Below are 15,302 nucleotides of genomic sequence, written 5' to 3' on the forward strand. Positions count from 1 at the left end.
CATTATAATAGGATTCTTGCGAATGCAACACGGAATCTTAATTCAAGACATGAAATCGAAAAATTGAGGGGGTTTTATAACTTACATGGTCGAAATCGTACAAGCAAGAAGTCAAAAACGGAGTAGTGATTTTCCTGTCCAATCACTATGATAAATATATTATTCTTGTTAACAGGCGAAGCCAGCAGATTGCTGGCTTTTTTTATTCGCATAATCCGTCAATAATGAGTAGAGAACAATATGAACAGGGGGAGCATGCATGACAAGCCGTTTTTTCCGAATTCCCTTCAATTCCATTCGTTTCAAACTGATCGTCGGCGTGGTGCTGATTACAGTTCCGCTGAGTTTGCTGCTCATTTATACCAACTATTATGCGATAGGCGTTGTTCGGAGCCAAGTGGCCGATTCCAACAAAAAAATGATGTCGTTGTATATGGGACAAATCGACGAGCAATTACGGTTCGCCGAATCGTCTTTAATGGGCTTGACGATCGCCGAAGCCGACTTTACCGGTATTGAGAATAAAGTTTCGGAGAGCGATCGCTACTTCGCTCTAAGAAGATTATCTAATCGAATTACTGAAAATATGTTGAATTTCAAATCGGTGGACGGCTTTTTTATTTATTCGGCTCCTAATCAATATTACATGAATGCTTTCCGGGAAGTTACGAATTACTCGGAACGCGAATCGGTCAGAAACTTTATTGAGGATGAAACAGGGAAAGCAACGCCCAATTTACCGATTAATAGCTGGTACGTGCAGGAAATCGGAGAAAAATATTATTTGTTGCGTACGATCAAGGTTAGCAATACGTATGTAGGTACTTGGATTTTATTCGACAATTTAATGATGCCGCTAAACCTTATCGGATTAGGAGATAAAGGAGCAGCCTTATTTACAATGAATGATGGTGTGCCTTTGGTGAATGCGGAAATTGTTAAGAATAATCGGCTAGATGTCAATAAAAATCTGCAACACTATTATTTAACCGGAGACGATCACCGTTATTTGGTTGTCGGCGAAAAGTCGGCTGTGGGGAATTTCAACTTGATTGCCCTTATCCCAGATGAACAAATTCTGAAAAATCTACCGATCCTCCGAAACATTGTTAATTTCATTCTCGTAGGCGTTCTCATCTTATTGCCCGTCTGTTTGCTGCTTCTCCGAAAAACGGTGCTTCTTCCAATCAATCGCCTAATTTCGGCGATGAAAAGGATTAAGGACGGCAATTTGGATATGCGGATTCAATCCTTTCGGACTTCGGATGAATTTCAGCTTGTCTATGAAACCTTTAATACTATGATGTCACAAATTCAAGAATTGCGGATCCATGTCTATGAAGAGCAGATGAACAAGCAGAAGGCGGAGCTTCAGCATTTGCAGCTGCAAATCAATCCACATTTTTATTTGAATTCGCTTAATATTATGCACACGCTCGCGCGCGCCAAAAATTATGCGCTGATTGAAGAGATGGCGCTATGTTTGGTTGGGTATTTCCGCTATATGTTCCGAAGCAATTTGACTTTCGTCTCCGTACAAGAAGAATTACAGCATGTGCGCAATTATTTGCGTATTCAGGAGCTGCGTTTCCCTACTCATTTAAAGTGTACGATTCAGGTTCCTGACTATTTGCTGCGTACCCCAATCCCGCCGCTTGTCGTTCAAACTTTTGTAGAAAATGCGATCAAGCATGCGGTAACGATGGACGAACCGGTTCTGTTGACGATCGACATGGAACTTGACGATGCGGCTGCGGCCCCCACTCTCCAAATAACGATACAAGATACAGGGCCTGGTTTTTCGGAGGACGTGCTGGCGGAAATGCGCAGTGGAATCCAGATGACGAGTGCACAAGGTGAACATATCGGCATTTGGAATGTTCAACAAAGGCTGTTGCTATTGTACCAGAGCCGCGCTGACATCTCATTTGCCAATGTGGCTTCTGGTGGTGCAGTCATTGTCATTACACTGCCACTTACACCGGATGTAGGAAAAGGAGAGCGATTTTGATGCAACTGCTTATTGTAGACGATGAAATTTTGTTCGTGGAAGGTCTTAAATCAGATTTGCGCTGGGAGACGTTCGGGGTTTCAACCGTCCATACGGCTTATAATATTAGGCAAGCGAAAGAAGTTTTTGAGAATTATCCCATCGATATGATGCTTTGTGACATTGAAATGCCGCAAGGCAGCGGCCTGGATCTCTTAATATGGGTACGGGAGCATTATCCAAAAACGGAATCGATATTCTTAACTTGTCATGCTGATTTTAAATTTGCGCAGCAAGCCATTCAGCTTGGTTGCTTTGATTATTTATTGAAACCAGTTACTCTTGCTCAGCTGGAAGAAGTGATTGTGAAAGCAGGGGACAAGATCAATAAAGAGAGCGAACTGCAGCAATACAGCCGTTACGGCCAATTTTGGGTCCAGCATCAACCGATCCTGATAGAGCGGTTTTGGCTTGATATTTTGCATGAAACCATACCGTCAAATCTGGAAGCTATTCGAGCGTCTGCCGCGGAGCGCAATATCCCCTTTTCCGAAGAAATGAGGTTTTTGCCAGTTCTGATCAGCATACAACGTTATCATAAAGAGTTGAGTTTGCGAGATGAGAAGATTCTGGAATATGCCATACAAAACAGCGCCGAAGAAATGATCGTTGAACAAAAAGAAAAGGGACAAGTTCTGTTGTTGGGCAGCCAAAATCTGCTTGCAATCGTGTCTTGGGATCAAGAAGCTGAACCGGAGATGGAGCGATTGAAACAAAAGTGCGAAGCTTTCATCTCTTCCTGCAGAAGCTTCTTCTATTGCGATATCTCTTGCTATATCGGGAATCGGGCGTTCGTACATGAACTCCCATCGATGGTTCACGAGCTGTCTCATCGCGAGAAAAGCAATGTTGCCTATAACAATACAATTTTCATGCTATCTGATAAAAAACAATCCTCCAAGCAAGTTGCAATGCCTAATCTGCCTGTGTGGTCGGTCATGTTGAAGGAAGGTTCAATGTCGAAGGTTCTAGCGGAGGCTGAGCGATATTTGGAGAGTATGATGCAGACAGGAGAACTGGATGCAAGGATATTGCATCAATTTCACCACGATTTCCTGCAAATGCTGTATCACGTCATTATGCTGAAAGGCATTCAAGCACGCGAGCTGTTAAGTGATGCTGTTTCGATTGAGCTTGCACCACGTGCTACCCGTTCTGTAACGGATACGATGGCATGGATCAAGCACATCATGGAGAGATCTCTACAGTACGTGAAAACGATTGAGCAAACGCAGTCTGTTGCGGAACGTGTTAAAAATCATATTGCTCTTCATTTGAATGAACAAGAGCTTTCACGCGAGGAAATTGCTAATTATGTCTATTTGAATCCGGATTATTTGGATCGCATTTTCAAAAAAGAAACCGGTATTTCTGTTACTGAATATTTGGTTCAAGAGCGTATGGGAATGGCCAAGGAACTGTTGTCTAAAAGTGGCATGTCGATCAGCAGCATCGCCGCGCATGTGGGGTACTCGAATCTCGCACATTTCTCCAAACGATTCAAAAGTGTGACCGGTATGAACCCGAATGATTATCGACAGCATGGTCGGAATGGTACAAACGGAAAGTCGAAAACGGAGTAGTGACAGTTTCGATGGGTACTTATAATGAAATTGTTCGGATAACAACACATAAAAGGAGTTAACCATGAAGAAAAGATTGAGTTTCTTAAGTTCGATTGTCGCATTGACGGTTATTGTTTCAGGTTGCGGTTCCGAGAATGATGCAGCAAGTCCCAAGAAGCAGGACGACAAGAAGACCGAAGCGCCATATGAGCTTACAGTGGCATTCCCAGTTAAAGGTGCAATTCCGAAAGACATGCAGTTGGTGAATGACGAAATTAACAAGATTGCCAAAGAGAAAATCAACGCCACCGTGAAGCTCCTGCCAATCAGTTACAGTGCCTATGTGAATCAAATGAATTTGATGATGACCGGCGGTGAAAAGCTCGATTTAATGGTGGAATGGGGAGCGTTTTACTCCAGCTATATTGCCAAAGGACAATTGCTTGCACTTGATGATTTACTAAACAAATATGGCAAAGATGTTTCAGAATCATTAGGGCCTGTATTTCTAAATGCCCCGAAAGTGAAGGGTAAAATTTACGGCGTGCCGACCATTCGTGATTTAGCGCAAGATTACGGCTTTATCATGAGAAAAGACTTGGTGACCAAATACAACATAGATTTGAGTAAGGTGAAAAAATTGGACGATCTTGAAAGTGTGCTAAAGGTGCTCAAAGAGAACGAGCCAAGCATGGCTCCTATGACGAATAAGGTGACTAGTTCCCTATATGGTTCGTTTAGCACGAGAGATTCTTTGGGCGACGATTTAGGAGTGCTCCTGAATAATGGACAAGGCGAGTTGAAAGTCGTGAACTGGTACGAGACTCCTGAATATGCCGACATGGTGAAACTCATGAGAAAATGGAACCAAGCGGGATACGCGATTAAAGATGTCGTGACAAACAAAGAAAGTGAAAACACCATTATTAAAGCAGGTAAAGCAGCAGGGAATCTAACACATATGAAACCGGGCTTTGCTGAGCAGCAGTCCAAAATAATCGGTACTGAAATGACCGTGGTCAAACTTGCTCCAGCTGCTGCGAATACAAGTACGGTAAATAGCGTGATGTGGGGAATTTCCCAAGGCTCCAAAAATCCCGAGAAAGCTATGCAATTCCTTAACCTGATGTACGCTAACAAAGAGATTGTCAACTTGTTTTCTTGGGGTATCGAAGGCAAGCATTATATCAAAAAGCAGGACGGTTTGATTAGCTACCCTACAGGAGTAGATGAGAATAATACAGGTTTCGCTTTGAACCAAGGGTTTATGTTCGGTAATTCGTTCCTTGCCGATATATGGGAAGGCAATGACAAGAATATATGGCAGGAAACGAAGAAGTTCAACGAGAGTGCAACAAGGTCGAAAGCGCTTGGGTTTACGTACGACAACACCCAGGTGAAGACAGAAGTTGCCGCAGTTTCCAACGTCGTGAGTCAGTACCGATTGGGGCTGGAGGACGGAGCCTTCGATCCGGATAAAGAATTGCCTAAGTTCATTTCGGAGTTGAAAGCTGCCGGAATCGACAAAATTATTGCCGAAAAGCAAAAACAGTTGGATGTGTGGGCCAAAGAAAATAACGTGAAATAAGTGAAATATCGGAGAAATTCAGGAGGGTAATATGGAAACAGCCTACAAGCAAAGAGTAGAAGAATTAGAGCGCAGAACGAACTTGCGTAATTTAGGTGGATATCACGCAACAGATGGAAGGATCATCAAGCACAATTTACTGTTTCGTTCCGCAGAACTGGCGGAAATGAACGAAGAGGATATTGCTTACTTGCAAGACAATGGTTTGCGTTATATTTGCGATTTCCGTTCGGAAGGTGAACAAGTGGCAAAGCCGAACCCAGTCGTCGTTGGTGCGGAGAACATTCATATTTCTGTTCTGGGTGGTGTTGTCAATCCACAGGAAATGATTGCTGTGATTAAAAACATGGACATAGGCGAGTTCAAGGGAGATTGGCTGGAAAACGTTTATGTACAGTTCGTCTCTGATCCTATTGCTCAGGCTGCTTATCGTCGTTTTTTTGAGCTGGTGCTGCAGGCAGAAGGCAGTCCGCTGCTCTGGCACTGTGCAGCGGGTAAAGACCGAACGGGATTTGCTGGAGCCATCTTGCTGCTTGCACTAGAAGTGCCGATGGAAACCGTCATGGAGGATTTCTTAAGAAGCAACAATAACCGGAAAGAATCGATTGAGCACATGCTTAGCTCGATTCAAGAGAAGCTAGGAGATGACAACAAGCTTGCCAAGGTTAGAGAAATGATGGCTGTCAAACAGGAGTACTTGACTACAGCACTAAATGAAATCCAAAAGAACTATGGGACGATGGAAACCTATATGGAAGAAGTGCTCGGCTTGACCTCCGAGGCGCGCGAGAAATTGAAAAGCTTTTATTTAGAGTAAAGGTGATATTAACCTATTTGTCATAAGAGAAGAGGGACGCTATATGGTTGATTTGCATGCAAAGCCTTTTCATCTAGATGATGATGGGATGGAGTGGGTTAAGAACACTTTGGCCTCCATGGATCTTGCCGCCAAGGTGGGACAGCTGTTTTGTCCGATCGGATTCACCGATGACAAGGAGCATCTTGCGAAGCTGACGCAAAAGATGAGAATTGGCGGCATCCTGTACCGACCTGGTCCCGGGGAGAAAGTCCAGGAAACGCATCGCTATTTGCAGGAAACTTCGGAAATTCCGCTGCTTATTGCCGCCAATCTGGAAGCTGGGGGCAACGGATCCGCTGTAGATGGCACTTTTTTCGGCAAGCAATTACAAGTTGCAGCTACGGACAATACGGAGATGGCTCGCAGGCTCGGCGTTATTGCTGCCCGGGAAGGGAGCGCTGTAGGCGTAAACTGGGCGTTCGCGCCAGTTGTGGATATCGACGTCAACTTCCGCAATCCAATCACCAATGTGAGAACGTTTGGTTCCGACTCAGAGCGCGTTGCTCGCATGGGCAAAGCTTATACGACTGCGGTTCAGGAACATGGCGTCGCTGTTTCGATTAAGCATTTCCCAGGCGACGGCGTGGATGAGCGCGATCATCATTTGTTAACGTCGGTCAATTCGTTGTCGGTCGAAGAGTGGGACGCCACGTTCGGCAATGTGTATCAAGAATGCATTGACGCCGGAGCCTTGAGCGTTATGGTCGGACATATTGCTCAGCCTGCTTACAGCAGGTACCTTCGTCCGGAGATCAAAGATACGGACATTATGCCTGCGACTTTGGCGCCCGAGCTGCTGAACGATCTGCTGCGAGGGAAGCTTGGATTCAATGGGCTTATTACGACGGATGCTACGCCTATGGCCGGTTTTATGATGGCGATGAAGCGGGAGACAGCCGTTCCGGCTTCGATTGCTGCAGGCTGTGATATGTTCTTGTTTAATAAGAGTATCGAGGAAGACTTTTTCTTCATGATGAAAGGGATCGAGACGGGCATCTTGACCGTGGAGCGGCTGGATGAAGCGGTGACACGCATTCTCGGTGTTAAAGCGTCGCTTGGTCTGCATAGGAAGAAGCGGGAAGGAACCCTTGTGCCGGGCGTAGAGGCGCTATCCGTTCTGAAATGCGCCGAACATATGAAATGGGCTGGGGAATGTGCGGATCAATCCGTTACGCTCGTGAAGGATACGCAGCAATTGCTGCCCATTAGCCCAGAGCGTCACAAGCGTATTCTACTCATATCACTCGGCGGCGAGGATGGCTTTTACAAAAGTACGAACATCACACCTTACTTCATTTCCAAACTGGAAGCGGAGGGCTTCGAGATCAAGATATTTGATACGAAAAATTTCGATTTCAGAACGATGTTTGCTGGGGTGAAGGCGATGAGTGAGCAGCATGATGCTGCTATCTACTTCTCCAATTTTGAGACTCACAGCAACCAAACTACGGTCCGCATTAACTGGGCGCCTCCTTATGGTCTAGATATGCCGTGGTTTATTCAGGAGCTGCCAACGATGTTCATTTCCATGGCTAACCCGTACCATCTGCTGGATGTACCGCGCATCCCAACGTTTATTAATGCGTATTCAGCCAGCGAGCATGTCGTGGACGCGATTATTGAGAAGCTGCTGGGACGCTCCTCTTTCAAAGGGATTAACCCAGTAGATCCATTTTGCGGCTATTGGGATACACGTCTGTAAGCAACTGTAAGCAATACATGCAAGCCGGACGATGAAAGGGGATTTCTACCATGTCGATACTTGCCGTTATTTTTGATTTGGACGGCGTGCTTGTGCATACAGATCAGTATCACTACCAAGCATGGAAGCGAATGGCGGACGAAGAAGGCATTGTATTCGATGAGTCCGCGGGTGACCGACTGCGTGGCATTAGCCGGATGGAGAGCCTGGAAGTCATCCTTGAGAAGAGCAGCAGAACATATACAAGCGAGGAAAAAGAAGCTTTGGCTGCGAAGAAGAACGGCTACTACCGTGAACTGCTTGAGCAATTGACGCCTGCAGATGCGGCGCCTGGTTCTCACGAGATCATCGCTGCCTGCAAGCTGCAGGGGACTAAAGTCGCGATCGGATCATCCAGCCGGAATACGCCGGTCATTCTGGAAAGGCTTGGCCTTACGCACTTGTTTGAAGCAGTGGCGGATGGTAATGAGATCGATAACAGTAAGCCGGATCCTGAAGTATTTCTGCTCGCAGCGAAAAAGCTTGCCATTGATCCCGAATGCTGTATCGTCGTAGAGGACGCAGAGGCTGGTCTTGTCGCGGCAAAGCGTGCCGGTATGAAGTCGGCTGCCATAGGTACTGTGATAAACAGCCCGGCTGCTGCTGACTATCGGCTTCATCGTTTGGAAGAGCTGACAGCTGTAATCTGGGGTTAGATAAACTTATGAAGAAGGAGCGGACGGTGGCTCCTTCTTTTTTTACCATATAAGCTTTTATATGTTTATGAGGGTGTGCGAAGCTTACCCCAGCTACCTCGCCCTGAGATAAGGGAACGTCAATCCGCTATTATTGAAAAAAGTGGAATTATAGCCTGTTTTCTCATATAACGTCTCATTTTACATAAGGAGAGAATGGCAGGTCGGAATCGTACAAACGGGAAGTCGAAAACGGAGTAGTGACGGTCACGCCTAATTCCTATAATGAAAGTGTAAGCAACCAATAGATGCCATGAAGTGGAGGAAGTGAGCATGATGACACAAGCAATAACGAATAAATCCTCAACGAGTAAAAGGCGCAGCAGGTGGAAAAATTATTTTCCACTTTACCTTTTGATGATTCCAGGCGTGCTTTACTTGCTCATTAACAATTATGTACCGATGTTCGGTGCTATCATCGCGTTTAAAGATATCAATTATCAGGCAGGTATTCTCGGCAGTGATTGGATCGGCTTTAAAAATTTTGAATACTTATTCAAGACGAAAGATGCCTTAATCATTACACGCAATACGATTCTGTACAATTCGCTTTTTATCGTTGTACACACAGTAATAGCTATATTTGTGGCAATTTTGCTGAATGAAGTGAAGAAGAAATTTTTATCCCGTTTTTATCAAAGTGTCATTCTGCTTCCATATCTGATTTCCATGGTCATTGTCAGCTATCTCGTCTATTCCATGTTAAGTGTCGAATCAGGCTTGATGAACAAGGCTATTCTTCCGCTGTTCGGAATTGACAGCATTTCTTGGTATTCAGAAGCGAAGTACTGGCCGTACATTCTGACACTGGTGCATATTTGGAAAGGTGTCGGATTCCTATGCGTCGTTTATTTAGCATCCATCATTAGCATCGACACGGAATATTACGAGGCAGCGACACTGGATGGCGCTTCAAGATGGTATCAGATTCGTTCCATTACCATTCCTTTGATCATGCCTGTCATTATTATGATGACCATGATGGCGATCGGACGCATTTTTTATTCGGATTTCGGCCTGTTTTATCAAGTGCCAATGGACTCGGGCGCGTTGTCCAAAACGACAAATGTCATTGATACCTACGTGTATAGAGGCCTGATGAACCTCGGGGATATCGGGATGTCATCGGCAGCCGGTCTGTACCAATCGCTTGTCGGATTCGTGTTGGTACTTGTATCCAACTATGCGGTGCGCAAATTCAGCAAAGACAATGCCTTATTTTAGAGGGGGAAAAGAGTCATGGCACAAGATAGTAAAGCGCTGCAGTGGACTACTCATATTGTTCTGATCGCATTATCCGCTGCAAGCCTTCTGCCTTTTTTACTGCTCATCATGTCCTCCATTTCAAGTGAGAGAAGCATAATTCAACATGGATACTCTCTGTTTCCGCAAGAATTTAGTTCCAAAGCGTATGTGTATTTACTGGATCACTGGCAAGAGTTGGGCCGTGCGTATGGGATTACCGTGTTCATTACGGTAGTGGGCACCACTGCAAGCTTAGCCATCACGTCGATGCTGGCGTATCCGATTTCCCGTCAAGATCTGCCATGGAAGAAATTTTGGGCCTTCTTTGTTTTCTTTACACTTTTATTTAATGGGGGCCTTGTCCCTACGTACTTGATTTATACGCAGGTTTTGCATGTGAAAAATACGATTTGGGCGTTGCTTATTCCTGGACTGCTCATGAACGGATTTAACGTCCTGCTCGTCCGCACATTCTTCCTGACGTCCATTCCGCCAGCGCTTATCGAAGCAGCCAAAATCGATGGGGCGGGTGAGATTAAAACGTTCTACCAAATCGTTCTCCCGCTGTCGGTTCCGATCATGGCGACCATCGGTCTTTTCGAGGCCATCCTGTATTGGAACGATTGGTTTAACGGAATGACTTATGTGACCAACCCTAAGCTGTTTAGCATTCAAAATATTTTGAATCGGCTCATTCAAGATGTCCAATTCTTGAGCAGCAACTCCGACATGGCATCGGGCGCTGGGGCGAAGGTCGCAGAGCTTCCGAGCACATCGGTAAAAATGGCGATTGCTGTCGTCGGCGTACTACCGATTCTGGTGGCGTATCCGTTCTTCCAAAAGTACTTCATCAAAGGGATTACAATTGGTTCTGTAAAATAGCAGGAAATGACGGAGGGTGAAATTATGAGAGCAGTGATGCTCATGTTTGATTCTTTAAATAAACATATACTGCCGAATTACGGCTGCGAGTGGATTCACGCTCCCCACTTTCAACGTCTGTCTGAGCGGACGATGACATTCGACAAATGCTACGCGGGCAGCTTGCCCTGCGTGCCGTCACGGCGTGAGATTCATACAGGACGTTACAACTTTTTGCATCGAAGCTGGGGGCCGCTTGAGCCTTATGACGATTCGATGATCGATTTACTTCGGAAAAGCGGCGTGTATACGCATTTAACGACCGATCATACTCATTATTTCGAGGACGGGGGAGCTACGTATCACACGAGGTACAATTCTTGGGAATTTGCCCGCGGTCAAGAGGGAGATCCGTGGAAAGGAAACGTGGAGGATCCACACATGCCGGAAAGCTTGAGCGGTCCCAAGCAGGGCGATTTATGGAGACAGGATTGGGTGAATCGAAAATATTTGGATAGCGAGGAGAAGATGCCACTTGCGGTAACGGTCAATCGGGGGATTGCATTCATCGAGAAAAACCGTAATCAAGACCGCTGGTTTTTGCAAATCGAAGCTTTCGATCCTCATGAGCCTTTTTTTACCCAGCCCAAATATAAGGATTTGTATCCTCATGATTATCAAGGCAAACATTACGACTGGCCGGATTATTCGAAAGTCACGCAGCAGCCGGAGGAAGTTCAGCATATGAAATATGAATATGCGGCGCTCGTCAGCATGTGTGACGAATATTTGGGTAAAGTACTGGACGTATTTGATCAGTACGACCTTTGGAAAGATACGCTGTTAATCGTGAATACCGATCATGGATTTTTGCTAGGTGAACATCGCTGGTGGGGGAAAAACATCCAACCTCTCTATAATGAGATCACCAACCTCCCGCTATTTATTTGGGATCCCAGATACGACGTGCGAAGCAGGAGAACAGACGCACTCGTTCAAACGATCGATCTTCCTCCAACGCTGCTCGAGTTTTTCGAGGTGGACATTCCTGCCGATATGCAAGGCAGTTCCATCCGTCCGATTATCGAATCGAATAGTCCCATTCGTGTAGCTGCTTTATTTGGCATACATGGCGGTCACATTAATTGCACCGATGGAAGGTACGTTTACATGCGGGGACCGAAGGATATAAACAACGGCCCACTGTATGAATATACGCTGATGCCGACGCACATGCATCATATGTTCGATCCGAAAGAGTTTGCCGGAATGGAGCTCACCGCTCCATTTACGTTCACGAAAGGCTGTTCCGTGATGAGGCTCCTAGCGTCAAACTTTTTGAACCCGTATCTATACGGTGATTTATTGTTTGATCTTGAATCCGATTCGTCACAGGAGACCACATTGAAAGATCCGGTTGTGGAGGCGACCATGATCGGCCATATTGCAAGGCTAATGCGAGAACATGATGCACCGGCCGAGCAGTATGAGCGTATCGGAATTCCGAAGGATGGAATGGTGACGGTAGAGGAACTTGAACGAGAAAAAGAAACGAAGCGGAAGCAAAACGATGTTGATTTGGGGCTAAAAGAGCGATGGGTCGGGAAGTCGAAAGAAGCTTTTTTCACCCTGAGCTGCCTGACGCCGAATCCGATGCGATCGATGCTGAACGCGAAGCTTGCGTTGATGGTGCAGAGAAAGGCGTCACCGGAAGTAAGTGAAGATGACGTTCTCCAGCTTGCTACGAGTTTGTTTGGCAATCACGCGCCTAGGCTTGTCGGTTTTCTGAAAATGTTATTGACGTAGTGGACAAGGCAGCCCCTATGCCAAGTGTCGAGTGACAAGAAAATAAACCGATAAGCATCCGCAGAAACTGGCAGTCATTTTCTTGAATAGTCTTCCCAAATAGGCTCGAGACATGCAAACGGTTTCGGCCACACTAACAAGGGATAAGTTTGGATCCATGTATTGTTCCTGTACGAGATTGGATGAAAGCTCTTCATAGCGTGATTTTTTCTTATCTTCAATAGGTGAAACGATATGTTCCTGATCCTAAAGTCAGCGAGACACCCAAGTCGGTAGGATTGATGGCTTGAATTCCTTCCGTTTGCTCCAACGCCATGCCATTCTCACGGAGCATGGTCTCTTTGGCATTCGGAAGATGCACGGATGCCTTCGTATTCGGTGGAATGCTAACCCTGATGTCCATCGATTGATCTTCCAACCGCCGCCATGCTGAATGGATCAACCCATACATGGATTCCAAGGAGGCTTCCGCCCATGTCAGACCTTCGCCTGGCAGCGGTTTAATGTGAAAATGCTTGTACCCTGGCGCATCTTCATCAACATGAATACCGGCAACACAGCGATACAACCATTCGCCAACGGCGCCATAAGCATAATGATTAAATGAATTCATATCCGTGCTCCAGAAGCTTCCGTCCTCCTTGATGCCGTCCCAATGCTCCCAAATCGTGGTAGCTCCTTTGGTAATCTGGTACAGCCAAGACGGATAATCCGTTTGAAACAATAGCTTGTAAGCCGCATCCGTATGACCTGTTTGACTTAACACGAGATTCAGATAGGGGGTGCCGACAAATCCGGTCGTTAGATGGAATTCGCTTTCTTCCAGAAGCTCTACAAGTTTATGGACCGCACGTTCCTTAGCGTTGCCATCCACTAGCTCGAACATGAGCGCCAATACGTGTGCCGTCTGCGTAGGGACAGACAACCTTCCGCCCGGTGTAACAAACTCTTGTTGAAAAGCATCCCGTATTTGCGTATGCAGCTGCGTATAGCTTTCTGCATCTTGATCTTTTTGCAGCACTTTAGCTGTTTTGGCGAGCAGTGAGACCGAGTGGGCATAAAAAGCGGTTGCAATGAAGTCGCGGTCGGTAGCGCCGATATAGCTGCCCGGCTTGGAATCCAGTCCTAACCAATCGCCAAAATGGAAGCCCGTATTCCATAGAAAGGTGTTTTCACTCTGTCTGTGTATATATTCGACCCAGGCTTTCATGCTCTCGTACTGCTGCTCGAGAATTCGCTTGTCGCCGTAGAGTTGATAAATCTCCCATGGACAAATGACGGCCGCATCGCCCCAAGCTGCTGAAGAGTGGCTGTTTTCACTGAGCACATGGGGAATGACGAAAGGAACGCCACCGCTTGCAAGCTGGTCTGCTTCTAAGTCATGCAGCCATTTGCTGAAGAATGGAGCTACATTCATGAGATGCGCGGAGGTGCGAATAAACATTTGCGCATCTCCGGTCCAACCCAGACGCTCATCGCGCTGCGGACAATCGGTGGGCACATCGAGGAAATTGCCTTTCTGCCCCCAAAGGATATTGTGCTGCAGTTGATTCACCCGTGGATCCGAACATTGAAAATCGCCTGTCCGTTCCATATCGGAATGGAGCACTATACCGGTGAATTGCGCAAGCTGAATCTCCGCCCCAAAACCGTTCAGTTTCACGTAACGAAAGCCTTGAAAGGTGAAGCGGGGCTCGTAGGTTTCGGGCTCGCCGCCTTTCAGCACATAGCGGATCGTCTGCTTAGCCATACGCAAATTATCCGTATAAAAGTTGCCGTCCTGGTCCAACACTTCGGCATGCTGCAGCGTTACTTCTTGACCAGAGTGGCCTTGAACCGTGAACCTCACCCATCCGACCATATTTTGGCCCAGATCGATAACCGTTTCTCCGGATGGTGTCATCAGCAAGGCGATAGGGGTGATCTCCTCGATTTTCCGCACCGGTTCATTTTCTTGAGCGAGAAGGGCATCTTTGGCGTGCGGCAGCGTATCCACGACCATCCATTCCGCATCGTCGTAACCGGCCATGCTCCAATCGGTTTTCTCCAATCGAGCATCATACGTTTCCCCGTCATATAGTTCCGACATCAGGATCGGGCTTTCCGCTGTCTTCCAGTCGCTATCCGTCATGATGACATCTTTCGTGCCGTTCTCATATTCAATATGCAGCTGCATCAGGAAAGCTGATCTTTCACCATACACGTTCGGCCTATGCTTCCCGGTTAATTTACCCTTGTACCAGCCGTTTCCGAGTACAGCGCCGAGCGCATTGTCACCTGTCAAAAGCAGCTCCGTTACATCATAAGTTTGATATTGGAGACGATGCTTATAGCTGGTCCACCCGGGCGTGAAGTAATAGTCGCCCACTCTGCGGCCGTTCAGCAGCATTTCATACAGTCCCAAGCTGGTGGCATAAATGCGGGCGGTTTTCACAGGTTTACTGATCTGAAATGAGCGACGCAGTAGCGGACAGGACTCCACTCCCCACAATCCTGTCGGAGCGCTGATCCACGCAGCTTGCCAATCTTGAACATCGAGCAGCCCCATTTCCCAGAATGCAGCGTCCGACCAATCGGTTTCCTCTCCCTGATCGCTCCAAACCTTAACGCGGTAGTAGTAGCGCTCACCTGGCTGCCAAACCAAAGCTGTCAGTTCGACATGGATCGATTGATCGGTATGCACCTTGGCAGAGTCCCAGAGAAGGCTGGGGAATGAGGGATCGCGCGAAATTTGTATGTGATAAGCGGATTGCAGCCACGAACGTGTATCCGACTGAATCTGCCAAGAGATCCTTGGATGCTGGATATCGATACCGATTGGATTTTCCTTATACTCGCATCGCAGCTTGTTTACTAATGCCATGAGGCTCACTCCTTTTGATTTCAATGTCC

At 46.5% G+C, this 15,302-nt stretch carries 10 protein-coding genes; 9 read left to right on the forward strand and 1 reads right to left on the reverse strand.

The window, feature by feature from the left end; genetic code table 11:
- Nucleotides 1-259 precede the first annotated feature (259 nt).
- From IEY34_RS21825 to IEY34_RS21865, 9 genes are all read left to right on the forward strand, one after another.
- Nucleotides 260-2,011 (forward strand): sensor histidine kinase, encoded by a 1,752-nt coding sequence (locus IEY34_RS21825; RefSeq protein ID WP_189015084.1) that lies wholly within the window; start codon nt 260-262, stop codon nt 2,009-2,011.
- Nucleotides 2,011-3,633: a response regulator transcription factor gene (locus tag IEY34_RS21830; RefSeq protein ID WP_229757779.1), complete on the forward strand. Its 1,623-nt coding sequence runs from the start codon at nt 2,011-2,013 to the stop codon at nt 3,631-3,633. Before IEY34_RS21825 ends, IEY34_RS21830 begins: the two co-directional genes overlap by 1 nt.
- Before the next feature lie 64 nt (nt 3,634-3,697).
- Entirely contained in the window at nt 3,698-5,203 is a 1,506-nt protein-coding gene (locus IEY34_RS21835) for an ABC transporter substrate-binding protein (protein WP_189015086.1), read from the forward strand.
- A gap of 31 nt (nt 5,204-5,234) precedes the next feature.
- Nucleotides 5,235-6,020 carry a tyrosine-protein phosphatase gene (locus IEY34_RS21840; RefSeq protein ID WP_189015087.1) on the forward strand — a complete coding sequence of 262 codons (786 nt, stop codon included), beginning with the start codon at nt 5,235-5,237 and terminating at the stop codon, nt 6,018-6,020.
- Between the two features lie 43 nt (nt 6,021-6,063).
- A complete protein-coding gene (locus IEY34_RS21845) occupies nt 6,064-7,764 on the forward strand; it encodes a glycoside hydrolase family 3 protein (RefSeq protein ID WP_189015089.1) in 1,701 nt (566 codons plus the stop codon).
- 50 nt (nt 7,765-7,814) lie between these two features.
- On the forward strand, nt 7,815-8,459 hold the full coding sequence (gene pgmB, locus IEY34_RS21850) for a beta-phosphoglucomutase (RefSeq protein WP_189015091.1): 645 nt from the start codon (nt 7,815-7,817) through the stop codon (nt 8,457-8,459).
- A gap of 315 nt (nt 8,460-8,774) precedes the next feature.
- The gene (locus IEY34_RS21855; protein ID WP_189015213.1) at nt 8,775-9,722 is read left to right on the forward strand and encodes an ABC transporter permease; all 948 of its coding nucleotides are present in this window, start codon (nt 8,775-8,777) and stop codon (nt 9,720-9,722) included.
- A 15-nt stretch (nt 9,723-9,737) separates the two neighbouring features.
- Nucleotides 9,738-10,625: a carbohydrate ABC transporter permease gene (locus IEY34_RS21860; RefSeq protein WP_189015093.1), complete on the forward strand. Its 888-nt coding sequence runs from the start codon at nt 9,738-9,740 to the stop codon at nt 10,623-10,625.
- 24 nt (nt 10,626-10,649) lie between these two features.
- Nucleotides 10,650-12,410, forward strand: coding sequence for a sulfatase (locus IEY34_RS21865; protein WP_189015095.1), 1,761 nt, complete (start codon nt 10,650-10,652; stop codon nt 12,408-12,410).
- Between the two features lie 217 nt (nt 12,411-12,627).
- Here the strand turns inward: IEY34_RS21865 and IEY34_RS21870 are convergent, their stop codons facing one another.
- Nucleotides 12,628-15,273 carry a family 78 glycoside hydrolase catalytic domain gene (locus tag IEY34_RS21870; RefSeq protein WP_189015097.1) on the reverse strand — a complete coding sequence of 882 codons (2,646 nt, stop codon included), beginning with the start codon at nt 15,271-15,273 and terminating at the stop codon, nt 12,628-12,630.
- Nucleotides 15,274-15,302: the final 29 nt, after the last annotated feature.

This window comes from Paenibacillus marchantiophytorum (genome assembly GCF_014640555.1).
Lineage (GTDB): Bacteria > Bacillota > Bacilli > Paenibacillales > NBRC-103111 > Paenibacillus_E > Paenibacillus_E marchantiophytorum.